Genomic DNA, 293 nt, shown 5'->3' with positions numbered 1-293 from the left:
ATTATCAAAACCTATCCTGCAGGCGTCAAAGCCACACCGGATGATGCGACTAAAATCGCACCTTTTATCGTTAGTGAAGAAGGCGGTGGAGGTTCTACTGATGTGGGTGACATCAGCTGGCTGGTGCCTACGGTAGGCTTGGGTACAGCAACTTGGGTACCTGGGACTTCGGCACATACCTGGCAGGCAGTAGCCGCAGGTGGCATGAGCATCGGGCAAAAAGGAATGATGGTCGCCGCAAAAACGATGACCTTGACTGCCATGGATATTTTCAATAATCCATCCGTGACCGG

At 51.9% G+C, this 293-nt stretch carries 1 pseudogene; it reads left to right on the top strand.

Annotation, left to right across the window (positions count from 1 at the left end):
- A pseudogene (locus tag ACNKXV_RS14365) lies at positions 1–293 on the top strand (hypothetical protein); the annotation flags it as partial.

Source organism: Christiangramia aquimixticola, assembly GCF_048285835.1.
In the GTDB taxonomy this organism is placed as follows: domain Bacteria; phylum Bacteroidota; class Bacteroidia; order Flavobacteriales; family Flavobacteriaceae; genus Christiangramia; species Christiangramia aquimixticola.
The sequence above is the reverse complement of the archived record's forward strand: the minus strand, read 5'-3'. Positions and strand labels throughout refer to the sequence as shown.